This window comes from Dellaglioa sp. CoH-57-MRSF-21 (assembly GCF_056781915.1).
In genome coordinates, this window is sequence record NZ_JBXAXU010000149.1 from 1 (window position 1) to 296 (window position 296).

The following is a 296-nucleotide window of genomic DNA, read 5'->3' on the forward strand; positions in this document are numbered from 1 at the left end:
ATTCATGGGGCCTCAAATGGTCTCGATTCGTTGCTTCAGGGCGTTGCCTCGGAAGTAAGCGATGCCGTTGACCTCGATGTTCAGACGTGCGCAACAGAACGAGATAGGGTCCTCGCCTGCTACTACCAGCACACGTGGAATGTTGGCAAATCGCGTAACCAAATCGCGAGTCTTGTCTAGTTTCGTGTTGGTCGATTGGGGGCTCAGGTTTGTGAGTACCAACATACCCGGATCGCGCAGTACTTCGGTGTCGTCGTACTTTCGGAGCACAGGATTATCGAAGCCGCCGTATAGGT

Annotated in this window: 1 protein-coding gene; it reads right to left on the reverse strand. The window is 53.4% G+C overall.

Annotation, left to right across the window (positions count from 1 at the left end; all coding sequences use genetic code 11):
* Positions 1–12: 12 nt before the first annotated feature.
* The coding region (locus AC1RPQ_RS08340) for a hypothetical protein (protein WP_481762320.1) at positions 13–296 on the reverse strand (284 nt) is incomplete at its 5' end.